At 65.2% G+C, this 20,505-nt stretch carries 22 protein-coding genes; 12 read left to right on the forward strand and 10 right to left on the reverse strand.

The genetic code is table 11. The features are described from left to right. The 4 genes from OKA04_RS24825 to OKA04_RS08040 all read left to right on the forward strand — a co-directional run. Window positions 1–174 (forward strand): hypothetical protein (locus OKA04_RS24825; protein ID WP_498049454.1); only part of this gene is annotated, 174 nt, incomplete at its 5' end. 310 nt (window positions 175–484) lie between these two features. Next, window positions 485–940, forward strand: coding sequence for a hypothetical protein (locus OKA04_RS08030; RefSeq protein WP_264500632.1), 456 nt, complete (start codon window positions 485–487; stop codon window positions 938–940). Next, window positions 937–1,392, forward strand: a complete 456-nt coding sequence (locus OKA04_RS08035; protein ID WP_264500633.1) for a hypothetical protein — start codon at window positions 937–939, stop codon at window positions 1,390–1,392. Before OKA04_RS08030 ends, OKA04_RS08035 begins: the two co-directional genes overlap by 4 nt. 48 nt (window positions 1,393–1,440) lie before the next feature. Next, window positions 1,441–2,688: an MFS transporter gene (locus OKA04_RS08040; protein ID WP_264500634.1), complete on the forward strand. Its 1,248-nt coding sequence runs from the start codon at window positions 1,441–1,443 to the stop codon at window positions 2,686–2,688. On the opposite strand, the gene OKA04_RS08045 is transcribed toward OKA04_RS08040, so the two are convergent. From OKA04_RS08045 to OKA04_RS08055, 3 genes are all read right to left on the reverse strand, one after another. Then, window positions 2,637–3,536 carry a hypothetical protein gene (locus OKA04_RS08045; protein ID WP_264500635.1) on the reverse strand — a complete coding sequence of 300 codons (900 nt, stop codon included), beginning with the start codon at window positions 3,534–3,536 and terminating at the stop codon, window positions 2,637–2,639. The genes OKA04_RS08040 and OKA04_RS08045 overlap by 52 nt on opposite strands. Window positions 3,537–3,603: 67 nt before the next feature. Beyond that, on the reverse strand, window positions 3,604–4,326 hold the full coding sequence (locus OKA04_RS08050) for a L,D-transpeptidase family protein (RefSeq protein WP_264500636.1): 723 nt from the start codon (window positions 4,324–4,326) through the stop codon (window positions 3,604–3,606). An 811-nt stretch (window positions 4,327–5,137) separates the two neighbouring features. After that, window positions 5,138–6,118 carry an SAM-dependent methyltransferase gene (locus tag OKA04_RS08055; protein WP_264500637.1) on the reverse strand — a complete coding sequence of 327 codons (981 nt, stop codon included), beginning with the start codon at window positions 6,116–6,118 and terminating at the stop codon, window positions 5,138–5,140. A gap of 48 nt (window positions 6,119–6,166) precedes the next feature. Here OKA04_RS08055 and OKA04_RS08060 point away from each other — a divergent pair, with 48 nt between their 5' ends. Beyond that, window positions 6,167–6,601, forward strand: a complete 435-nt coding sequence (locus OKA04_RS08060; RefSeq protein ID WP_264500638.1) for a hypothetical protein — start codon at window positions 6,167–6,169, stop codon at window positions 6,599–6,601. 169 nt (window positions 6,602–6,770) lie between these two features. Beyond that, on the forward strand, window positions 6,771–7,397 hold the full coding sequence (locus OKA04_RS08065; RefSeq protein WP_264500639.1) for a hypothetical protein: 627 nt from the start codon (window positions 6,771–6,773) through the stop codon (window positions 7,395–7,397). A gap of 15 nt (window positions 7,398–7,412) precedes the next feature. Here the strand turns inward: OKA04_RS08065 and OKA04_RS08070 are convergent, their stop codons facing one another. Both OKA04_RS08070 and OKA04_RS08075 read right to left on the reverse strand, forming a co-directional pair. Next, the gene (locus OKA04_RS08070) at window positions 7,413–8,573 is read right to left on the reverse strand and encodes a class I SAM-dependent rRNA methyltransferase (RefSeq protein WP_264500640.1); all 1,161 of its coding nucleotides are present in this window, start codon (window positions 8,571–8,573) and stop codon (window positions 7,413–7,415) included. Between the two features lie 239 nt (window positions 8,574–8,812). Then, the gene (locus tag OKA04_RS08075; protein ID WP_264500641.1) at window positions 8,813–9,151 is read right to left on the reverse strand and encodes a (2Fe-2S) ferredoxin domain-containing protein; all 339 of its coding nucleotides are present in this window, start codon (window positions 9,149–9,151) and stop codon (window positions 8,813–8,815) included. Window positions 9,152–9,379: 228 nt separating this feature from the next. Between OKA04_RS08075 and OKA04_RS08080 the strand changes: the two genes are divergently transcribed. Next, a complete protein-coding gene (locus tag OKA04_RS08080; protein ID WP_264500642.1) occupies window positions 9,380–10,693 on the forward strand; it encodes a PcfJ domain-containing protein in 1,314 nt (437 codons plus the stop codon). A 14-nt stretch (window positions 10,694–10,707) separates the two neighbouring features. On the opposite strand, the gene OKA04_RS08085 is transcribed toward OKA04_RS08080, so the two are convergent. Beyond that, on the reverse strand, window positions 10,708–11,250 hold the full coding sequence (locus OKA04_RS08085; protein ID WP_264500643.1) for a hypothetical protein: 543 nt from the start codon (window positions 11,248–11,250) through the stop codon (window positions 10,708–10,710). 137 nt (window positions 11,251–11,387) lie between these two features. On the opposite strand from OKA04_RS08085, the gene OKA04_RS08090 reads away from it, so the two are divergent. Continuing rightward, complete coding sequence (locus OKA04_RS08090) at window positions 11,388–11,786, forward strand: hypothetical protein (protein ID WP_264500644.1); 399 nt, start codon at window positions 11,388–11,390, stop codon at window positions 11,784–11,786. Between the two features lie 269 nt (window positions 11,787–12,055). Beyond that, on the forward strand, window positions 12,056–12,790 hold the full coding sequence (locus tag OKA04_RS08095) for an NlpC/P60 family protein (protein ID WP_264500645.1): 735 nt from the start codon (window positions 12,056–12,058) through the stop codon (window positions 12,788–12,790). 439 nt (window positions 12,791–13,229) lie between these two features. On the opposite strand, the gene OKA04_RS08100 is transcribed toward OKA04_RS08095, so the two are convergent. Next, window positions 13,230–13,853, reverse strand: a complete 624-nt coding sequence (locus OKA04_RS08100; RefSeq protein WP_264500646.1) for a YiiX/YebB-like N1pC/P60 family cysteine hydrolase — start codon at window positions 13,851–13,853, stop codon at window positions 13,230–13,232. 177 nt (window positions 13,854–14,030) lie between these two features. Between OKA04_RS08100 and OKA04_RS08105 the strand changes: the two genes are divergently transcribed. Together OKA04_RS08105 and OKA04_RS08110 are read left to right on the forward strand one after the other, a co-directional pair. After that, complete coding sequence (locus OKA04_RS08105; RefSeq protein WP_264500647.1) at window positions 14,031–16,016, forward strand: Ig-like domain-containing protein; 1,986 nt, start codon at window positions 14,031–14,033, stop codon at window positions 16,014–16,016. 138 nt (window positions 16,017–16,154) lie between these two features. Next, window positions 16,155–16,604: a hypothetical protein gene (locus OKA04_RS08110; protein WP_264500648.1), complete on the forward strand. Its 450-nt coding sequence runs from the start codon at window positions 16,155–16,157 to the stop codon at window positions 16,602–16,604. A gap of 126 nt (window positions 16,605–16,730) precedes the next feature. On the opposite strand, the gene OKA04_RS08115 is transcribed toward OKA04_RS08110, so the two are convergent. Together OKA04_RS08115 and OKA04_RS08120 are read right to left on the reverse strand one after the other, a co-directional pair. Next, window positions 16,731–17,963 (reverse strand): hypothetical protein, encoded by a 1,233-nt coding sequence (locus OKA04_RS08115; RefSeq protein ID WP_264500649.1) that lies wholly within the window; start codon window positions 17,961–17,963, stop codon window positions 16,731–16,733. A 61-nt stretch (window positions 17,964–18,024) separates the two neighbouring features. Further along, window positions 18,025–18,864: an NAD-dependent epimerase/dehydratase family protein gene (locus tag OKA04_RS08120; RefSeq protein ID WP_264500650.1), complete on the reverse strand. Its 840-nt coding sequence runs from the start codon at window positions 18,862–18,864 to the stop codon at window positions 18,025–18,027. 111 nt (window positions 18,865–18,975) lie between these two features. On the opposite strand from OKA04_RS08120, the gene OKA04_RS08125 reads away from it, so the two are divergent. Continuing rightward, the gene (locus OKA04_RS08125; protein ID WP_264500651.1) at window positions 18,976–19,479 is read left to right on the forward strand and encodes a hypothetical protein; all 504 of its coding nucleotides are present in this window, start codon (window positions 18,976–18,978) and stop codon (window positions 19,477–19,479) included. 46 nt (window positions 19,480–19,525) lie between these two features. Here the strand turns inward: OKA04_RS08125 and OKA04_RS08130 are convergent, their stop codons facing one another. Continuing rightward, entirely contained in the window at window positions 19,526–20,431 is a 906-nt protein-coding gene (locus OKA04_RS08130; RefSeq protein ID WP_264500652.1) for a YitT family protein, read from the reverse strand. Between the last annotated feature and the right edge of the window lie 74 nt (window positions 20,432–20,505).

The raw sequence follows: 20,505 nt of genomic DNA on the forward strand, positions 1-20,505 counted from the left end.
GAGGCGTTCAAAGGCCAGGAGGTAGCATTGCGCCGGACAGGAGAGGACCGCTACGAGGTGTATTACTGTTGGAAGCGTATCGGGGTGGTGGATGTGGGACGACACCGGGCATGCGGGGAGACGGGTTACGCGCCGTTGGAAGACCGGCGGATAGGTCGAAAGCAGCGGTCGTGATCCGCCCTCGGGCGGATCACGACCGCTGGCAGCTGAAGTGCCCAAAAGTGTAACCCATGTCCCCGAACAAGTGTAACCCATGTCTCCGGCCTTTACAGGCCGCGCGCTCCCAGGGGGGCGCTGAGGTGGGATGGGGCTTTTGTAGGTGGTTCGCTTGACCGTCTAAGCCGGCTGAAGCCAGCGCTCCCGGCTGCGCCGAGCTGGGAGCCCGCTGGGAGCGCCGGTCAATAGACCGGCCCGAAGCAGCCATTCGCGTGCGCACTTCCTCCTTCACATGTAATCCGCGAGGCCGCATGAAAACGATCCATAGATGACCCGTGAAAGGATGATGAATTTCAGTGCCGTGCTGCTGTTCGTGGCGGCGCTGGCATCGTTCGCGGTGTTCCACTTCTTCCCCGGTTTCACGGAGACGGCGGGGTGGAAGGTGTGGCTGGAGGTGTGGGACATGATCCAGGGCCTCGACTTCCTCGATGATCCGGGTGAATTCGCCATCCTCGCGTCCTTCCTGATGATCACGGTGCTGATCGTGGTCTCTCCGTTTCTCACGGCGGTCTTCCGCAAGTCGCGGCTCTGTTGGTGGATGGCCACGGTGATGTCGGGGGTGGCTTCCATCGCCTTCCTCGTGCTGGTGCTGGACATCAATGAGACGAAGAGTCTGGGGAAGGGAGGCTGGTGCCTGCTCGCGGCGCCGGTGCTGAATCTGGGCGGCTTCCTGATGATCCGCGGGGCATCGGAGAAAGGGGATGGCTCTCCTTTCGGGGCATGAGCGCGCTCCGTCGATTCTCCGGGCCGGTGCTGCTCGTCGCGGCGGTGGGATGGCTGATCGCGTTTCATTTCCTCCCGGCCTTCCTCAGTCCGCGCGGGTGGGAGATCTGGATCAGGGCATCTGATGTCCTCGGGATTCCTGGCGGTCGTGGTGATGTGCTGGTGGGAATGGTTCTCGCGGTTCTTGGCTATTTCGCGGCGGGAGTGATCGCGTCTCCCTTCATGATCCCGGTGATCCGGAGATCGGTGCTCGCCCGGTGCCTGATCCTGATGCCCGGCGTGTTGGTGATGATCGGGGCGCTCCATGCGATTCCGTCGCTCCGGTTTGGCCGGCTGGGGTCGGAGGGAGTGGTTTGTCTGCTCGTCGCTGCAGTATGCCATTTCCTCGGAATCCTGCTCATCCCATACGAAGGACGGCACCGGGAGAGGCTGCGGAAAATCTTCGGAAATTGACCCGGGGCCGATCTTGCAGAGTGGCATCGGCTCGCTAGCGTCGCCGCCGTGTCCGCCACCTCACCACCTCGCACCGCCCTCGCGGTCATCGGAGGATTGTGGACGGTCTTCTTCTTCCTCGGCATGTCGCCGGGCTACTACACGCCGGCGCTGTCGAATATCCTCGGGACGCGCGGGCTGGGCAGCGATTGGGTGGCGTATGCCTTCCTCGTGGGGCCGGTGGCGGCGCTGATCTCGCCGCTGATCGTGGGGTCGATCGCGGACAATCGCTTCGCGGCGCAAAAGGTCTTCGCGGTCATTGGCATGGCCAGCGCGGTGCTGCTGGCGAGTGCTTTCGCGGCGCTGGAGCGCTTCGAGTCGCCGTATGTTTTCCTAGGGCTCTTCGCCGCGGCCTCCGTGGTGGCGGCACCGATGTGGAGCATGGTCGCCAGCATCTCGATGGTGCACCTGCGGTCGGGCGAGCGGGAATTCCCCGTGGTGCGGCTCGGCGGCACGCTGGGCTGGATGGCGGCGGGGGTGCTCACCAGCTTCGTGTTCCTTTTCGAGGGCTCGATCAAGGCGGGCTATGCGGCGGCCATCACCCGCTTCATCGGCGCGGCATTTGCCTTCCTGCTGCCCAATACGCCGCCGGTGGGAAATTCTAGATCGCTCCGCACGATGCTCGGGCTGGATGCCTTCCGCCTGCTGCGCGAGCGGGATCACCTGGTCTTCTTCTCCGTGACCGCGCTGCTGAGCATCCCGCTGGCGGTCTTCTTCATGCACACGCCGATGCATCTCACCGCGCTGGGGAATACGGCACCTTCCGCGACGATGACCATCGGGCAGATCAGCGAGATCGCGGCGATGCTGCTGATGTCGGTGGTGATGAGCCGCTTCCGGGTGAAGACGGTGCTGATGTTTGCGGTGGCGCTCTCGGCGCTACGCTACGGCCTCTTTGCCATCAGCGGCAGCACGGGGAATGCGGTGTGGCTGGTCGGCGGCATCGCGCTGCACGGGCTGTGCTACACGCTGTATTTCATCACCGGTCAGCTCTTCCTGGACCGCCGGGTGGACCCCTCCATGCGGACCCAGGCGCAGGGCCTGCTGACGCTGGTGAACAATGGCATCGGCTCCGTGGTCGGCACCATCTTCGGCAAATTCCTCTACGACTACGCGGTGCTAAACGGGAATGGCGGCTGGGCGACCTACTGGTGGGTGCAGACCGCGCTCATCGCGATCTGCCTGCCGGTGCTGTGGTTCTTCTATCACGGCGTGGTGGCCAAGCCCGCGGAGCCGGTGGCGGAACTGGATAAGTGAGCCGGGCCACGGTTTGCGGCCCATGAAGCCAGCGCGATGACCGAGGAAGCGATGAGGAAGGCGATGCCGACCTTCCCAAAGGTCTCATCGTAGCCCGTGCACGAATCGAAGAGGGCGTGCGAGAAGTCGTGGCCCAAGCCGGGAGGCAAACCGATCACCAGCAGTGAGACGGAGGCCAGCAGGCAAAGGCCGGCAAGCAGGCGAGGAACACCGATCCCCAGTGCCAGGGTCACCCTGACTGCAATGCCGCACATGAGCAAAAAGCCGGACGAGAGGAAATGGTAGGTCATGTCCTTCAGGAGGACACTGGCCGGAATGCCGTATTGAGGTGCCGCCAACTCATGGACCCCGACGAGATCAAGGGCAGTCAGCCATATTGACAGGAGGATCAGAAGCCAAGCGGCGGGTGCCGCGAGCGGCACGCACCAAGACCCGAGTTTCCGCATTCCAAGCTTCAAGGTCGTGAGGCTCGCCAGCAGCCGCTGGTAACCGGAGGCTCCCCTGAACTGCGCGGTGCTATCTTCCGCACCGGGATCATTCGCAAGTGGCCCGGCCAGCCAGTCCGGCAGGGCGATCCATTTCCGCTCGGTCTCGGCGAAGATCACTTGTCCGCTTTGCCGGCGGACTGGCGAGACCATCCATTGCAGCGGCTTCGCCCCTTCCGGCCTGGCTGTCTGGATGCTCGTGATGTCCTCCCGCTTCAGTCTCGCGACAGGCAGGATGAAGAATGTCCGGATGGAGAGCTGACCCTCATGAAACCGATACACATACGAACGCGGGCGGATGATCCACCATGCCAGCAGATATCCAGCCGCGGCCTTTCCTGCGAACTGCAGTCCTTCGGACAAGTGGAGATCGAAGAAGGGCATCTTCACGCACCATGATGCGCGGAAGCCTTCCTTGGGAAGGCCGGAGTCACGGCAGCTTCCACGCCGCCTTCTTCGCCTGATACTCGGCTTCCGGCAGCAGGACGTAGATCGGCTGCTTGTCCGGATTCACCCAGGCGATGAGTTCGCGGAGCTTCTTTTCCTCCATGGTCGTGCATCCGGCCGTGGGCTTCGAGCCGCCGCCGCGCCAGATGTGGAAGAAGATCGCGCTGCCCTGGCCGGGAGAGATCTTCGGCGCGGCATTGTGGGCGATGAAGAGCTTCAGCGTGTGCGGGTAGTCGTTCTGCTTCATCTGCTGCTTCTTTTCCCACGCCGTGGACGGTTCGTGGTCGAGCACCAGGTGCTTGTTGTAGCTGGGCGACTTCGGGTCCTCGACCCACAGGTCGCGGGTGGTCACCTGGCGGTAGTAGAGCTTCGGGTGCTTCTGGATACTGGGATGCACGCCCCAGGCACCGCCGAGGTGGAAGACACCGGCCGGGGCTCGCATGTCGCCCTCGCTTTTCACCTTCGCGCCCTTTGGCAGGGGGTGGATGCCGAGTCCCCAGATGAGGCCGTTCTTGCCGAGCCTGCCGGTCCACGGTCCGCTGGCCTTCACCCACTTGCCGCCGCGCTTTTCGTAGGTATTCAGCGTCACGTTCGAGCTGTTCCAGTCCTTCGCGGTGCCGACGATGCATTGCGTGGACTTCGCCGGCAGCTCGAAGGCGGACAGCGGCAAGGCCAGGGCGATGAGGGTGAGGAGAGCGCGGAGCATGCGCGGAAGATGCCGCATTTTCACGCCGGGGCAAGGCGGAGATCGGAGGTCGGAGGTCGGAGGTCGGAGGTCGGAGGTCGGAGGTCGGAGGTCAGAGGTCAGAGGTCAGAGGTCAGAGGTCAGAAGGCGGAAATCGGAAATCGGAAATCGGAAGTCGGAAGTCGGAAGGACCGAGCGGGTGTGGATCTGATGACGGGGCTTGGTGATCGGGTTCTTCAGAGCCAACGGCCCGGCCATCCCTCAGCCCGGGCCATCGGCCCGGGTATCCGGCATCGGATGTTCCGCGGCCTGAAGGGCAGCGATAGGGGAAACGACCGCCTCCGCCAATGCGCCCCTTACCCGATGATCCACCGACATCATCGGCCTTCTTCACGGATGAATCTCCCAACTCCTATCGCGGCCCTTCAGGCCGCCATTATCTCCGCGTCCATAACCCGGGCCGATGGCCCGGGCTGAGGGATGGCCGGGCCGTTGGCCCTGAGATGGCACGGGACCGGATGATCCGTCACGGATGGATGATCTGTCGCGGATGGATGATCTGTCGCGGATGGATGATCTGTCGCGGATGGATGAGGCGGGCTGTTAGAGAATTTCACACAAAGTCGTAGCACGCTTGTGCGGGATGGTTGGGGTCGGCTCTCTAAATGGATCGAGGCCTTCAGTTCACCGCGAAAGGACGCGAAAAAGCGCGAAATCTAAAGGCAGGAAAAAAATCCCGATTCAGAAAATTTCGCGGGATTTCGCGTTTTTCGCGGTTCGATCTTTCTTCGTCCGATGCCCGCGTGGTGGCTACAGTTCAAAGTGAAATACTCTAGGAAATGATGGCGGCCTTTTGGTCGAGGACCATGAAGGCACCCCCGGCTCCGTCGGCTTCGATGGCGTGGGCGTCGGTGGTTTGGGTGGGGTCGGCGTGGGGGAGGAGGAAATCGCGCTGAGTCTGCAGGGCGGTGGTCTGCGCATGGAGGGTGGACCAGGTTTGCAGGTCGGTGAAATTCACGTCGGCGGTGAGGTCCTGGCGGCCGGGATTCGTGTAGATGTCGGGGCCTTCCAGTCGCTGCTGCATGAAGTATGCGCGCACGGTCCCGCGGGGGCGGCGGTGATAGAGCGCACCGACGGGCGCGCCGTAGTCGATGGTGAGCATGCGCCCGGCCTGCCACTGCGGCAGCCATCCGCGCAGCCACGCGTGGTAGGCCTCCGCGACTTCGACGATCTGCCCCTGCGGGAAATCCTGCGCGAGCGCGGTGGACTCCGGCAGCACTTCACAAGGCAGCCAGCTTTCCTGCGGCGCGACGTGCAGCTCGCTCCACCCGGCGGCCTCGCGGCGGAAGCGTCGCACGGGGAAGGCATCGGCAAATTCATTCGAGTAGAGGCACGCCCGTCCCCCGCAGGCATCGAGGGCGGACCCGATGGTATCGTGCCACGTCACGCGCTTGCCGAGGCGCGCGGCTTGCTTCGCGCGCAGCGGCACGGAGCGCTCCACGAGGTGCAGGCGGGGCTTTGCCCACCAGGGGAAGGCCCGCATGACGGCCTCGGCGAGCACGCCCTCGCCGGGGCCCAGCTCGATGATGTCGCGGCAGCCGCTTTCCTTCAGGGCCGCCCGTGCCCATGCGGCGACGGCCTTCCCCAGCGCGGGGGTGAGCATCGGGGTGGTGGTGAAGTCGCCGCCCTTTCCCACGCCGCGGATACGACGCGCATAGTAGCCGCGCTCGGGATCGTGCAGGGCCAGCTCCATGAAGCGGTCGAAGCGCAGCGGTCCCGGCTGCCCGGCCCATGGCCAATCTCCCGGTTTCATCGGCAGACAGCTTGACGGGTTGCAGGCATTGGACCACTTGTCAGGTGCATGAAATTCATCGGACTCGCGGGCATCCTGGCGATCTCTTCCCTGGCTTGCCAGCCCAAGGAAGACTACACCTCGCCCTCCGCTTCCCAGACCCCGGAGGAGAGCGCCGAGGCTGCGGCGACCACCGCTCCTGCGGCCACGGACGGGGAAAAGAAGGATGCCCCGGATAGCGAGCCGACGAAGGCCGAAGAGCGCACGGAGGATCCCGAGAAGAAGATCCCCGTGGCCGAACCCCTGGCGGATCAGCCGGGCTATGTGAAGAGTCCCTTCAGCGGGCAGATCATTGATGTGCGCGGCATCCCGACAGGCACGCTGGTGGCGGACCCGACCTTCCCTCTTGCGGAGAAGAAGCACTTCCGCGTCCCGGCGATGCCGGAGCTGAAGGACTCTGTGCTGAAGCTGCCGATCCCGAAGGACCTGCCGGTGGGCGAGTGAGTGAAGCGGGTGTCATCTTTGATGAAATAGAAGCACCCGCATTCGCCAGCCTCACCGTCTTCGCACCGGCGGCATGCGACCGGAGAAAGGGCTAGCACACCCTCCAGATGCCTGATGAAGAGGCTCCCTCCGAGCGGGATTGATATCCATTTTGCGGGTACGCTCCGCGATGCGCCTCGACGTGGGGCTGGACATCCTATCTGATGAAAGGGTGAAAAGAAGAACTGCCACGGTCTTGCCAGTGCTCCTGCTGGTGCTGGCGCTACTCTTGGTTTTGAATACTCGTCAGGCCGATACGGATCAGACCGCGGGGGAGATGGATCATTTGAATGGCACTATCGGTGAGCTGGCCAACTCCAGGCCCGGCAAGCCATCCAAGGGCAGCCGACGGTCTCAATCCCAGAAGGCAGAGGCGAAAGTCCCGATCGCCGAACCGGTTCAAGGTCAGCCCGGCTTCGTCTATCATCCGGTGAGCGGAAAGATCGTGGATGTGAGAGGGATCCCCGCGGGCCTGATGGTGCGGCAAGGAAGGGGCAAGGTGTTCCTGATCCCGAAGATGGGCTACATCATCACCTCCGACGCCTATCGCAAGGCCGTTGAAAACATCTCGTTCCTAGGTTCATTGGAAATCTCGTCCGGGGAGGGCGAAGAAGCTTTGATGTTGTTGCCGGGGAATGACGAAGGGGTGTCGGTTGTTTCCTGTCGGCCGGCGCACTGGGAAACACAGTGGGACGACGGCACGCCGCACGTGCCGGCCGGGGACGTGAGAGGGGAGCCGGAAAGCTCTCTGGAATGACCGCCACTACTGGGCTCACCGACCCGCCATCAGCTCCGCGGTGATGCCCTTGAGATACTCGGTCTCGGGCAAGGCGAGCAGCACGGGGTGATCCGGGCGCTGGCCGTGGCTCATCACCAGCCGCAGGGACTTCTTCGCGTCCACGGCGGCGTCCACGAGATTCTGCTGGAAGAGCTCGCGGCTCGCGTGGTGGGAGCAGCAGAAGGTGGAGAGGATGCCGCCTTTCTCCAGCAGCTTCAGCGAGCGGAGATGGATCTCCTTGTAGCCGCGCATGGCGTCCACGAGCGTCTTCTTGTTCCGCGTGAAGCTGGGGGGATCCAGGATGATGAGGTCGTACTCCGGCTGCGCGTGCTTGAGGAAGTCGAAGACATTGTGCGCGATGACCTCGATCTCCAGGCCATTCAGCTCCGCATTCCGCCGGGCGGCGGCGCAGGCACCCTCCGAGATGTCCACGGCGGTCACCTTCGCGGCACCGGCCTTCGCGCAGGCGAGGGCGAAGCCGCCCTGGTTCGTGAAGCAGTCGAGCACGCGCTTCCCCTTCGCGAGCCGCGCCACCTCGGCGTGCGACTGGAGCTGGTCGAGGTAGAGGCCGGTCTTTTGGCCGTCGAAGAGATCGATCTCGAATTTCAGGCCGTTCGCCTCGACGATGAAGGCGCCGGGATTCGTGCCGTGGAGCATGGTGATCTCCTGCTCGATGCCCTCGGCCTTCAGGACCGGCGAGTCATTCCGCAGGATGATGGACTCCGGCGAGACGAGTTCCTTCAGCGCGGCGACGATGAGCTCGATGCGCTGGCGCATGGCCAGGGTGAGCGTCTGCACCACGACGTGCGGGCCGTAGCGGTCGATGATGAGGCCGGGCAGGCCGTCCGACTCGCTCCAGACCAGGCGGGCGAGCGTTTCGTCCACGCCGGCATTTTTCCGCTGCTCGATGGACTGGCCGATGCGGCGGAGGAAGAAGTCCGCATCGAGATCCTGCCGGCGGCGCGAGAAGCGGCGGGCGACGATCTGGGAGGCGGGATTGTAGATGGCGGTGCCGAGCGAGCGGTCCTGGAAGTCCTTCAGCGTGATCACGTCGCCGGGCTGGGGATCGCCGAAGGCTTTTTTCACCTCCGTGGCATAGACCCATTCGTGGCCGTGGAAGATGCGGGCGCGTGGAGCGATGATGAGACCGGGCATGGCGTGAGGCCTAGCCATGCGCCGGACGGACCGCCGGGGCAAGCACGGAGCGAAACACCGGGCGAGGAAGACACGGGGGCGTGGCGCGCAACCGGCGTCCGCAGCCGAGGGAAGGGCGGAGATTTTTTCACCGACAAATCACGCGAAAAGGCGCGAAATCTGAAAGGCAGGAAATCCAGATGCCTTCTCAAAGGCCCTCCGATTTCTGACTTCCGCCCTCCGCCCTCCGACCTCCGCCTTCACAGCCGGTATTCCTCCACGGGCACGCCGCCGACGAGGTGCTCGGTGACGATCCTCTCCAGCACCTCCGGCGTGCAGGAGTGGTACCAGACGCCCTCCGGGTAAACGACGGCGATGGGCCCGCGGAGGCAGACGCGCAGGCAGTCCGCCTTTGACCGCAGGATCAGCGGCCCGCGCTGGCCCAGCTCTCCCAGCCGTTTTTTCAGGAAGTCCCACGCGACCACGCCCAGCGCCGGATCGCAGCACTTCGGCTTGCTCGGGTCGGCACAGAGGAAAATGTGCTTCTCCCCGCGCCCCACACCCGCGGCGCGGGCGGCTGCTTCCAGTTCGGCGTCCATCCGCGGCTGATCCATCCCGATCCGCGGGCCGGAGTCCAGCCTGCGGAGGGTGGGGCGGAGGATTGGAATTGCTTTCGCGGGCGGGTGGGGTAGTTCCGGGGAGTCATGTTCATGGCATCGGTTCATTCCTGAGTTGGTCGGCAGCCGCGTCTTTTTGAAGGGCGCGATGTAGCCGCGTCGCCCTTTCGCGGGCGGCGTGCTGGTCCGTTTCCCCAACTCTCCGTTTCCATGCCTTCTTCCCGTTCCCGGTCGGGAGGGGACTTCGCCATCCTTGCCGGCATCATCGCCGGCGAGCCGTGGATCGCGTCCCATTTCCGAAATCCATCCATCTTCAAGCACGGCCGAGCCTTCGGTCGCATGTTTCACACGCCGCGCAAGGTCACGGCTCCTTTGCGCGATCCTTGCCTGCGGCTCGTCCATGCCCTCGCGGAAAGGAGCCACTTGCTCGACCGGCCCCACGGCCTGTCCGGCGATCTGGTCCCGATGCTTTCCCGCGTGGCTGCCTATGCCGGCCGGTGGCTGCGTGGGCCGGAGTCATGGCGTCCGCCGTCAGGGCTGTCGCCGGAGGAGTCGTGGTCGGATCTGCTGCGGCATCTCTTCGCCGAGTGGCCGCTTCCCGCATTCTTCGATTCGGCATGGCGGGTGCGCGGGGAGCTGTGGGCACCTGAGCGCGATTGGTTCTGCCATCTGGCCCGTGGTGGCAGTTGGCGAAAGGCGGCGGGCTTCCCCATGTCGATCAGCGGGCGGGCGATCCATCTCGCGATGCAGGCCCCGGAGACGATGACCGTGCGGCAGGCATTGTGGCGGGGGCTGCTTGTTTCGCTCGATGCTTCTCCCGCCCTCATCGACGCGGTGCTCGCGCATGATTTCATCCGTGAGAGAGATCACGATGACGTGTGGACGCGGCTGCTGGCGAAGGTCGCGGGAGCACGGGGCTTCGATCCGCGTGCGTTCGGCGTGATCGCGGATGTGATCCTGGAACTGCTGCATCACGATCATGTGAAGCGGGCCTGCCTGCTGGTCGCCCTGCCGCTGGGGGATCTGATGCGGCATGCCTTTGGCCGCTGGCAGTCCCTGCTGGATGCCGCGCTGATGGAGGGTATCCGCTTTCGCGACCATGATCTCACCCGGGCGAGCCTGCGTGCGGACCTCCGCGCCATGACCGATGCAGCCTGGGCGCCGATGCCGGATGCGGAGCCGTACGAGATCGTCTGCGCCATGGGCACGGAGCAGCCATCGGTGTGGACATTCCGGGAAAGGCTCAGCCATGCGCAGCTCATGGCGGAGGGGCGCGAACTGCGGCACTGCGTGGCGGGCTATTGGCACCGCTGTCAGACGGGGAGGTCCGCGATCTTCTCGCTGCGCCAGCATCAGCCTGCTATCTCGGGGTTCCGCCACGTGGCGCGGCTCACCATCGAGGTGGACCGCGTCTCGCGCCGCATCATCCAGGCACGCGGGAAGCAGAACCGCTGGCCGGAGGAATTCGAATACCAACTGCTGACCCGCTGGGCGAATGCCCGGTCCCTCGTCCTCGCCGTATGAGATGGCGGCAGGGGTCAGCTCCAGTACTTCGCGGGGAAGACGACCGCCACCCCTATCTCGGGATCGACGCAGACGGGGACGATCTTTTCCGCGAGGTGGCAGCCCCAGAGGTGGTGGCGGGCGAAGTAGATGGTGGAGATGCGGCAGGTCTCCGGGCCCCAGCCTTCCGGGATGGGCCAGCCGAAGACGCGCTCGCGCTGGTCCGCGAGATAGCTGCCGATGCGGTGGGCGCGCGGGTCGGCGGAGCCATCGCGGCGGAGGGTCTGGAGGCGCGCGGCGAGGTCGAGCAGCTCGCGCTCCGGCATGCCGCCCTCGAAGTCATAGACGATCTCGCCGGGGGCATCCGGCCCCTGGGGATCGTAGAGCATCCGGTTTGCCTGGATCACGGCGGCGTGGACGAGTCGGCCGTGGGTGAGGACGCGGCGGTAGTTCTCGAAGAAGTGGTGCAGCTCATCCTCCTCCGCCCAATCCGGCCGCACGATGCGGAGGAAGACGAGGCGGTCGCGCAGCGGGAATTTCCGCGGCGTGGCAAGCCAGGCATCGGGCAAGGACGGCACGCCGCGACTCTTCGGGAAAGCGCGGGCGGGTCAATGCCGGGATTTGATTGGCGGGCGGCGAGCTGCCGCTGGCGGAGCTTTACGAGGGGATCGCGTGGGGGTGAGAGTGCGGGCCTGAAATGGAGACCCGCTTTCGCTTGTTTCGTTCGCTTGCCTTTTGGGCCTGGGTGCCGGGGCTGGTGTTCCTGCTGTGGCTGTGGGGGAAGTCGTCCCAGCAGGGATTCGTCGCGACATGGACCGGGTCGGCGGGGTCGTTCAAGTTCGACAGCGTGGGAGGCGCGCTCGTCGTGACGCGTGCGCCGCGGGGATCGTACATTGATTTCGGGACGGAATTCTGGAGTGACGGCTGGCTTACCAAGGAACCGCTGGTGCCACGGTGGTGGGCGCGGGCTTCAGTGGAACGTCGCCCGGACGGGATGAGACACTGGGTGCTGCCCTATTGGCTGCTGACGGCGGCGTATCTGGTGCCGTGGTCGGCGGCAGTGGGTTGGCGCTGGCGGAGGTATCGGGTGGCTGGTGCGAAGGTGACGGAGTGACTCGTGGGAGCGTTGCTTTTCGGGGATTGGCGGAGCGGAGCGCTGGCTTTAGTCGGCGAGTCGTTTTCGCCGGGCATGGTGGAGTGATACTTGCCGGCTAAAGCCAGCACTCCGCCTGCGGCAGATTTGAGAGGAAGGGTGAGGCGTGCTTTGAGGGTGGCTTCGGGCCGGTCTAATGACCGGCGCTCCCAGGTGGGTGGCGCTCCGCCTGCGGCGGCTTGGGAGAATGGCCGGTGAATTCTTCGTGAAGGGGCGGATGGATCTGGAAGATGTGGCGCCGTCTCCGCGATGATGTGCCGATGTCACGGAAGTATCCCATCAGGCTTGTCCTCTATGCCGGTGCGCTCGCCGCCTATCTGGCGTGGCAGCCGCTGCACAATGGCTGGGTGCGCTACGGGCTGCCGCTGGCACTCGCGATGACATGGGCGGGGGCGGTGATGCTGGCGTGGGAGCGGCGGAAATGGCGCGTGGCGGTGATGGGCCTTCCGCTGCTGGTGATGCTTCCCTTCATCATGCCGGGGCGGGAGCTGGATGCGCCGCGTCTCACGGATCGCTACCTGGCATCGATGCGTGGCTACGAGGGGACGCGCTACCGGTGGGGCGGTGAAGGCGGGCTCGGCATCGATTGCTCGGGGCTGCCACGGCGGGCGCTGAGGGAGGCGCTGCTCGACCAGGCATTGCGGGGAAACGGCCGCGCGGCGCGCCTGTGGCTGGAGCAGTGGTGGTACGACACCAGCGCAAAGGCGATGAGCGAGGGCTATCGCGGCTTCACCCGGCCGACCGGGGTGACGGGCGAGCTTGTGACCATCGATCCCGCGACCGTGAAGGCGGGGGATCTCGCGGTGACGCAGGATGGCCGCCATGTGCTGATCCATCTGGGCGACGGTGCGTGGATCCAGGCGGATCCGGGGGAGGGGAAGGTCGTCATCGGACGACCGGGAAAGGATCAGAATCCGTGGTTCCGCAGCGGGGTGACGGTTCACCGCTGGGAGGTTTTTTGGTGATGTGGGGGGCTTGTGGGTATGCTGTTGTTAGGGCATTTCGCACAAGGTCGTAGCACGCTTGTGCGGGATGGTTGGGGCCGGCTCTCCCAATGGATCGAGGCCTTCGGTTCACCGCGAAAGGACGCGGAAAAGCGCGAAATCTAAAGGCAGGAAGAAAATCCCGACGCAGAGAATTCCGGGGGATTTCGCGTTTTTCGCGGTTCGATCTTTCTCATCCCTGATGCCTGCTCGGTGGCTATAGTTCGGAGGGAAATGCTTCAGCCGGGGAGTGCTCTTTGCCGGGCATGGGGAGCAATACTTGCCGGCTAAAGCCAGCACTCCGCCTGCGGCAGCTTTGAGAGGAAGGAAGGGGGCTTTGAGCGTGGCTTCGGGCCGGTCTAATGACCGGCGCTCCCAGGAAGGCCAGCCAAAGCCAGCACTCCGCTGTCGCTTCCTGTCGCTACGGCGCGGGATAGACGAGGGTCAGCTCCTTGGCCTTGGCCATGTCGCGGGGGGTGATCATCTTGCGGTCGAGGGGCAGGTTGCCTTGGCCTTCGATGGCCTCGATCACGGGCTTGTAGGGCCGCCAATCGAGGCTGCCGAGGGTGACGGTCTTGCCGAGTCCCTTGCCGGTGGCGGCCACCCAGCCGCGCCAGATGAGCTCGGAGCAGTAGATGGCCTCGTCGTCGAAACGGTAGCGCGGGTCGTAGGGCTTGCCGAGGTCTTTCTTCATCGCGGCGAGCGCGGCGGGGACGTGTTTGCGGCTCGCCTCGTCGAGCCGGTAGGCCCAGACCTGCTTGCCGCGACCGCGGGAGACATAGCTTTTCAGCGGGGTGATCTTCACCGGGCCGATGGCCTCGATCACCTGCCACTTGCCGTCTTCCTGGAAGACCATGCCGCAGTGGGAATAGGGCGAGCCGGTGGTGCCCTCGATGGCGTCCACGAGATCGAGCCCGGGGGGATTTGGCAGCGATTGGAAGAGGATATCGCCCTCCACGGGCTGATAGTCCGCGTGGCTGCCGGACTTGCCAGCGATGCTGCACGAGGCGAGGGCGAGCGGGAGGATGGCGAGGAGACGGAGCATGAGTGAAAGATGACCGGTGCCGCTCTCGCTGCCAAGCCCGCACTTCCCAAGCCATTGTGTTAGAGCGAGGGGAATCATAAGTCGTTTCCCTATCGTCTCATGCCTGGTGTTGACATTACGTGCGTATCATCATGAGTGTGTGGCATGCTTTGTTCCTCCCGATTGTTTACTTCCCTGATGCTGTTGGCGACGTCCGCCGGGGCCAGCGCGGCCATTTCCAGCAGCGTCTTTTACCTTGAGCGCTCGCAGCAGGCAGAGGGTCTGGAATCGTTGTCGATCCGGCTTTCCGTGACGATCACCGAGGGCACGCTGGCGCAGGGCGCGGCGAGCACCGCGGTGCTGGAGGACCCGGCGGGCGGGCTGCATGCGATCACCGGATCTGCCCGTAGCGGCAGCGTGAGCTTTGCTGCCACGGTTCCGCTGGAGACCCTGGCGGATGCGGGCGGAGTGTGGAAGCTGACGGTGAATGAAGGTGCCGGTGCCGACGAGGACCTGCGCATCACGGTGCCGACCGTGGAGATGGATGCATTTCCGGTTTACCCCGCTTTCCCCAAGCACCCGTACGAGGGCGATGCGAGCAAGATCCGCTTTGTGTGGAATACGGCGGCCTCGGCGATCTCCACGGCGGGCGGCTCGGTGGTCTCCACGGGGAATGGCAGCGCGGTGTATGGCTACACTCCCGGTGGTCCGCGGCAGGTGGACGTGTCGCACATCCAGAGCATCAATGGCGCGACGATCGCGAATCCCGACGGCACGCCGCGCGGGCCGGTGACCACCCAGTCGCTGCAGTCGCAGAGCTGGATGGAAGTCTTCACGGATGCCGAGCCGCGCGAGCTGGCCGGGCAGACGACGACCACGGATGGTGTGCATGAGTTCTTCGCGTCCGGCCTGGTGAAGGGCGGCCGCTACGCCGTGCTCGGCAGGACAGGCGAGGGCGCGTGGGAGGAGATCTACCGCTTCGTCGCGGTGTCGAATGCCCACGTTTACGAAGAAGAGCAGGGCGAGGAGCCGCGCTCCTTCATGATCGAGGCGGACCCGAACCGCGCACCGGTCGCCGAGCCGGCGGCGCTCGCGGTGGTGGAAGACACTCCGCTTCCCGTGACTCTCTATGGCAGTGATGCGGATGGGGATGCATTTGTCTTCGAGATCGTCACGCCGCCGACGAAGGGCGTGATCGACAGCCGTGAGACGGGCTGGTTCTACGTGCCGAATGCGAATGTCACCGGCGCGGACGAATTCACCTTCCGCGTCAATGACGGCTCCGAGCGCTCTGCCTACTCCGAGCCCGCCACGGTGAGTATCTTCATCTCGCCGGTGAATGACGTGCCGGTGGCGACGGGGGGCGAATTCTTCACGATGAAGGGCGGCACCTTCCGCTTCACGCTGCCGGGCATGGATGTGGACGGCGACGCGATGACCTTCCAGGTGATCGACCAGCCGGAGAAGGGCAAGCTGACCGGCACCCCGCCGAACCTGACCTACAAGGCGGCGAAGCCGGGCGAGTGGACCTTCCGCTACACGGTGAGCGATGGCCAGACGACCTCTGCGCCGGGCATCATCACGCTGCGCGTGCGTGCGGAGAATGCGAAGCCGGTGGCCCAGCCGTCCTCGGTGGTGGCGCACATGGGCCAGCCGCTGCTGCTGCCGCTGACCGGGCTGGATACCGACCAGGATCCGCTCTCCTTTTCCATCACGAAGAAGCCGAAGACCGGCACGCTGACCGGCACGCCACCGGCGGTGTATTACACGCCGAAGCCCGGCTACCGCGGCACGGACTCCGTGAGCTATGTGGCGAATGACGGGAAGGCGAACTCGAAGCCCGCGGTGATCCAGATCACGGTGATCAACCCGAACAACCGCGCCCCGGTGGCCTCCTCCTTCGTGGCGCTCGGGCCGCCGGTGAAGAAGGTCGTGCCCGTGGTGCTGTCCGCGACGGACGCCGATGGCGACCCGGTGACCTACCGCCTGCTCACCCAGCCGGAAAACGGCAAGCTGACGGGCAAGGTGCCGAACCTGAAATTCAAGCCCGCGAACGGATTCACCGGCACCGCCAGCTTCTCCTACGTGGCGAATGACGGCACGGTGGACTCGGCCCCGGCGACGGTGACCATCCCGGTCGGGGAGGTCAATTTGCCCGCCCCCGCGGCGAGCTTTGCGCGCTAACAGGTGCGTTTTGCATGATCGGCTTGCGAGGCTGGCTCGCAAGCCGTTGATTTCCAGATGGGGCGGGATTGGTTCGTCATGTGCAAGAGCGTTTCCGGAGTCTCACACGGCTCCTGAAGAAACCTACCCATGACTTCCATGAAATACCTGTGGATCCCCCTCGCCCTCGGCATGTGCACCGCCCTCACCCAGTGTGAGCAGGCTGAAAAAGTGACCGAGAAGGTGGCGAGCAAGGGCGACATGACCTTCGCCAAGAACACCTTCGAAGCGCTCGCACGCGGCGACGCGGAGGCCCGCAACAACATCGACTGGGATACCTTCCAGGTGATGGGCCAGAACGTCGGCGCGGGCTACGTGCAGATCCCGTCCGAGACGGAGAAGGTGAATTTCCAGCAAGCCTTTGTGACCCAGTTCGCCTCCTCCTTCCGCGCTGCGGGAGGCACCCCGGAATTCGCGAACTGGCGTGTGTCACACCATGACGATCTCAAGACGGAAGTGGCCGCGGACTCGGGCGGAGGCACCGTGACCATCACCGTGACGGAGCGCGACGGCAAGGAGCGCGTCTCCGGTATCGGCTTCATCCGCTGAGTGCCTCGGGGCAGCAGTGGTGAAGTGCCATGACAGGGGCCGGTCTCGTCGCCGGGGCCGGCCTCAAATTAACCGCGCGGCCGGATTCATTTCCGCCGCGCGGTTCCGTTTTTAGATAGGCAGGGATCAGCTCTGGTAGTCGTCGATGAGCGGGAGCAGGTCCTTGTGGGCTTCCTTGTCGAGGGTCTTCACGTGGAAGGCGGTGCCGGCGCGGAGGAGGAGGGAGCGCAGGCGGCGGAGCGCGGAGAACTGGATCTCATCCTGCAGGTCGCAGAACCAGTAGAGGGTATCCACGCGGTTCACGGCGGTGAGTTCCTCGATGGCGAGCATGCAGTCCATGCGGCTCTTGTTCATCTCGGCGGTGGTGAGGGGGGCGAAGTCCACACCCCGCAGCGCGCAGCCGGGGATCTGGTGGTAGCGGGGCGCCTCGAAGGTCTGGGCGATCTCCAGCTTCACGGCGTCGATGTGGCGGGTCATGGAGCCGGAGATGTCCAGCAGCACGCCGAGATTCGAGCTATACAGGAAGGAGCCGCCGACGCTGCCGCCCTTGCCGCCGCCGGATTCGCCGCCCGCCTTTTCCCCGCGGAGCAGGGCGATGAGGGCGTCGCGCTCGGTGGCCAGCTCGGCCATGAGCTTGCCCGCCGCGGTGGTGTCCGCGGGGTCGATCTTCCGCTCGAATCCGGTGCGCGGGGCGAAGCCGTAGATGTACTCGTGGATGGCGGCGAGCTGCTTCTCGCTGTCCACGATGATGCGCTCGTTCCCGGCGATCTTCCGCTCGTTCGGGCGGTCGGCGTATTTCTCCTTGGTCAGGTCGCGCTTCGCGCGGTCGAGGTCGCGGCGGAGCTTGGCGACATTCCGGTCGTAGATGGTGTCGAGGGCGTTCTCGTCCTTGAAGATCCTCTCCTCGGTGCGCTCGTCGGCGTGGGAGCGGAGCTTCCCTGCGATCTCCGCCTTCACGCGCTCGCGCTCGGCGGTGCGGATCTTTTGCCGCAGGTCGGCCACGCGCTTGTTTTCCTGGCTGGAGAGCTGGGCGATGCCGGAGCCGGTGGCGAGCGTGTCCTGCGGGCGGGCGAGGATGTGCAGGTCATCCTCGGCGATGAGGAGGAAGCGCAGGTAGGCGGTCAGCGGGCGCTTCTTGCGGAGGATGAGCTGCTCCGCGAGGTGATCTTCCTTCTGCCTGGCGATGGCCGCATTCAGCTTCTTCAGCTCGGCGGTGTAGGCCTTGCGGACGGGGTCGATGCGGGCCTGGAAGGCGGCGAGCTCCGCAGGGGTGAGTTCCTCCGCTTCCCCGGCCATCGCGGCGGGAAGCGGGAGCAGGAACAGTGCGGACAAGATCCAGAGGAGAAAGTGACGAGCCATGCCGGGCGGATGCTGGGGGCCGCCGGTGATGCGGTCCAATGGCCCGCCGGTTACGGCTTCGTCACGCGTGGCCGGGATCGCCGAGGGTGGGGGCGATGGATTCCACGGCATCGAGGTAGGAGGGGAAGCGCGGTTCCCAGCCGAGCGAGCGGAGCTTCGCATTTGACACGCGCTTGTGGGTCCAGCCGCGCTTGCGGTCGGGATCGCGCGGGCCGGTGGGCGGGAGGGGGCAGGAGAAGATGGTACTAAGGGTCTCGTAGCACTCGCGCTGGGTGAGCGGGCGCGTATCGGTGAGATTGTAGAGCCGCGAGGGGAGATCGCGCGGGAGTGTGGCCAGGTGGAGGATGGCGGCGGCGGCGTCGTCGCGGTGGATCTGGTTCAGATAGCGCCGGCCGTCTTCCTCGATGATGGCTTCGCCGCCGAGGAATTTCCTGAGGATGACGCTGCGGTGCGGGCCGTAGATGCCGGAGAGCCGGGTGACGAGGCCGCCGCGGGAAAGGACGAGCTCCTCGGTCTCGCGGAGGATCTGTCCGGTCTCGCGGTCGGGCGCGGCGGGGCTTTCCTCGGTGACCTCCGAGCCATCCACCTGCGCATAGACGGAGGTGCTGGAGGTGAAGAGCAGCGGCACGCCGGGGAAGCGCTCCAGCAGGTGGCGGCAGCCCTCGAGATAGACGGCGCGGTAGGCCTCCGCACCACCACGACCCGATGATGCACAGTGGACGATGAAGTCCGGACGCTCCACCTCCAGCGCGGCGACATCCGCTGCGGACGTGAGGTCGCACGCGATGCTGCCATCGCCGCCGGAGCGCGAGAGCGGGGTGACCTGCCAGTCGGCGGCGATGAAGTCGCGGGAGATCGCCTGGCCGAGGTAGCCGTGGCCGCAGAGGAGAAGGTGACGCACGTGGTATTCCTCGCGCGCGGGGGTGGGGATGTAAAGGAGGTCAGCCGCGGAGAAGTTCCTTTCCGTGGCGGGGGAGGCTTGTTAGAGCCCTTGACGTTCGATCATCTCCCCATGAAACGTCTTATTATTGTAGCACTGGCCGCATCACTCATCGGTGGAGGGCTGGCGATGAGGCATTGCGGCGGGCCTGCCGGTCCGCAGGAAAATGGCAGTGCGAAAGCGCCGCAATCACAGGAGGGCGGACCTGCCTTGCCGACGAAGTCCGAGGACCGGAAGGAATCGAAGTCCGGCATCCGCGAGGAGACCGGGGCGGGCCGAGCGAAGATCAAGTTCGACATCGATGCGATCCGTCCCGATGGCCTGCGCGGCCCGGACGACGGGCTGGTGACGGTGTCGTATGAATTTTGCGTGCCGCGGGACGAGGCGTCGCTCGCCGAGGTGCGGCGGATTTCTCCCGGCGTGGCGATCCATCCCGGATCGCGCGGGAGGATCGGCTGCGGGGAGGACCAGGCCCTGTGCATCGGCGCGACCAGCGGGCCGGAGTGGAAGCAGGAGCTGCTGGCCCTCGCGGACCTCGGCTACGTAGTGGAGATCCGGGAGTGCTTCTTCGAGTGAGGCGTGAGCCGTGGCTCATGCCGCCACTACGCCACGCCACGTCGCGCTACCCGATGGGCTTGATGTAGTAGCTGCGGGAGATGCCCTCGATATCGTGGTGGAAGTGGAAGGCTTCCGGGCAATCGCGCTCCAGGGCATCGAGGATCTCGGGCAGCTCCTCGTGGGTGACGATGGTGCGGACGAGGTGGACGGGCTCGGCGGAGAAGCCACCGGTGCCGGGCTGCAGGGTGTAGGTGCGGTGGGGCGCGGCGGTCTTGATGGCCCTGCCGATCTTGTCCGGCTCCTTGCCGAAGGCGGTGATCATCACCAGTTTGAATTTCTTGAAGAAGTTGTTCAGCGTCTCGGCACCGGTGAAGATGAAGATGCTGGTGTACATGAGCGTATTGATGACGGGCTCGATGTGCCGGTAGGTGAAGTATTCCATCACCAGGCCGAAGGCGCATGAGATGGCGGCGGAGATGACGGCGATGGAGCCGACGGGCTTCAGGTACTTCATGGCGAACCACGCGCCGAGGACGTCCTCATCGCCGGTGGACCCGCGGAGCCGCAGGGCGAGGGCCTTCGCCAGGCCGGAGAGAATGCCGCCGAAGAGGACGAGGATGAGGCGCTCCTGCTGGGAGTCCGCCATCTTCATCTCCGGCAGGAAGGGGAGCACCAGCAGCACGACGCCGGTGGTGAGCGCGGTGCGGACGGCGAAGGTGCGGCTGATCTTCTTGTAGGCGAAGGCGACGAGGATGGCCTGCGAGATGCCGTAGAGGATGAGGAAGAGCGAGGGGCTGTGGAAGAAGTAGCTGAGCGCCGCCGCGATGCCCTCGAAGCCGGTGAGGATGACCTTCGCGGGGAAGACGAAGTACTTCAGCGCGATGGCATAGAGGAGCCCGGCCGCAGCCGTGCCCGCCCATTCGAGCGCGATATGTCGGGAGTTGAGCCAGTGGGAGAGTTTCAATGCCACCGTTTCTCAAGGGAATCGCGGGACTTGGGAATGGGAAAACGGAGGAAAGGTTTCCATTTCCCGGCGGTGCGGGG

Origin of the sequence: Luteolibacter flavescens, assembly GCF_025950085.1 — a bacterium.
Lineage (GTDB): Bacteria > Verrucomicrobiota > Verrucomicrobiia > Verrucomicrobiales > Akkermansiaceae > Haloferula > Haloferula flavescens.

What these genes read in the sequence shown, in the direction of transcription:
- OKA04_RS08115 (WP_264500649.1), bottom strand. Translation starts at nt 17,963, where the DNA reads ATGGCTCGTCACTTTCTCCTCTGGATCTTGTCCGCACTGTTCCTGCTC.
- OKA04_RS08075 (WP_264500641.1), bottom strand. Translation starts at nt 9,151, where the DNA reads ATGGACGCCGAACTGGAAGCAGCCGCCCGCGCCGCGGGTGTGGGGCGC.
- OKA04_RS08100 (WP_264500646.1), bottom strand. Translation starts at nt 13,853, where the DNA reads ATGCTCCGTCTCCTCGCCATCCTCCCGCTCGCCCTCGCCTCGTGCAGC.
- OKA04_RS08060 (WP_264500638.1), top strand. Translation starts at nt 6,167, where the DNA reads ATGAAATTCATCGGACTCGCGGGCATCCTGGCGATCTCTTCCCTGGCT.
- OKA04_RS08105 (WP_264500647.1), top strand. Translation starts at nt 14,031, where the DNA reads ATGCTGTTGGCGACGTCCGCCGGGGCCAGCGCGGCCATTTCCAGCAGC.
- OKA04_RS08030 (WP_264500632.1), top strand. Translation starts at nt 485, where the DNA reads ATGACCCGTGAAAGGATGATGAATTTCAGTGCCGTGCTGCTGTTCGTG.
- OKA04_RS08125 (WP_264500651.1), top strand. Translation starts at nt 18,976, where the DNA reads ATGAAACGTCTTATTATTGTAGCACTGGCCGCATCACTCATCGGTGGA.
- OKA04_RS08110 (WP_264500648.1), top strand. Translation starts at nt 16,155, where the DNA reads ATGAAATACCTGTGGATCCCCCTCGCCCTCGGCATGTGCACCGCCCTC.
- OKA04_RS08050 (WP_264500636.1), bottom strand. Translation starts at nt 4,326, where the DNA reads ATGCTCCGCGCTCTCCTCACCCTCATCGCCCTGGCCTTGCCGCTGTCC.
- OKA04_RS08065 (WP_264500639.1), top strand. Translation starts at nt 6,771, where the DNA reads ATGCGCCTCGACGTGGGGCTGGACATCCTATCTGATGAAAGGGTGAAA.
- OKA04_RS08035 (WP_264500633.1), top strand. Translation starts at nt 937, where the DNA reads ATGAGCGCGCTCCGTCGATTCTCCGGGCCGGTGCTGCTCGTCGCGGCG.
- OKA04_RS08055 (WP_264500637.1), bottom strand. Translation starts at nt 6,118, where the DNA reads ATGAAACCGGGAGATTGGCCATGGGCCGGGCAGCCGGGACCGCTGCGC.
- OKA04_RS08070 (WP_264500640.1), bottom strand. Translation starts at nt 8,573, where the DNA reads ATGCCCGGTCTCATCATCGCTCCACGCGCCCGCATCTTCCACGGCCAC.
- OKA04_RS08080 (WP_264500642.1), top strand. Translation starts at nt 9,380, where the DNA reads ATGCCTTCTTCCCGTTCCCGGTCGGGAGGGGACTTCGCCATCCTTGCC.
- OKA04_RS08095 (WP_264500645.1), top strand. Translation starts at nt 12,056, where the DNA reads ATGTGGCGCCGTCTCCGCGATGATGTGCCGATGTCACGGAAGTATCCC.